We start from the raw sequence: 374 nt of genomic DNA, 5'->3' as shown, positions 1-374 counted from the left end.
ACCGCCTGCTCGACACCATCCAAAGCGCCTAACGCCGTTTGGATTTCACCCAGCTCAATGCGATACCCGCGAATCTTGACCTGCTCGTCGGCGCGGCCGAAGTATTGCAGTTGCCCGTCGTTGCTCCAACGCACCAAATCGCCGGTGCGATACATCCGCGCGCCGGCCCCGCCGAACGGACAGGCCACAAATCGCGACGCGCTCAGCCCCGCCCGGCCCAGATAGCCGACGCCGACCCCGGAACCGGCCACATAGAGTTCGCCGACCACCCCCGCCGGCACCGGGCGCAACCAGCCATCCAGCACAAACAACGCCGCCCCGGTCACCGGCAGCCCAATCGGCGGCACCCCCGACCCCGCCGTCAACGGGGCGCT

General features: G+C 68.4%; 1 protein-coding gene. It reads right to left on the bottom strand.

Going from position 1 to position 374, the window contains the following annotated elements:
- Positions 1-374: AMP-binding protein (locus tag WU80_RS24900; RefSeq protein ID WP_156349792.1), on the bottom strand; the 374-nt coding region annotated here is incomplete at both ends.

Source organism: Mycobacterium sp. UM_11 (assembly GCF_001414075.1).
Lineage (GTDB): Bacteria > Actinomycetota > Actinomycetes > Mycobacteriales > Mycobacteriaceae > Mycobacterium.
The sequence above is the reverse complement of the archived record's forward strand: the minus strand, read 5'-3'. Positions and strand labels throughout refer to the sequence as shown.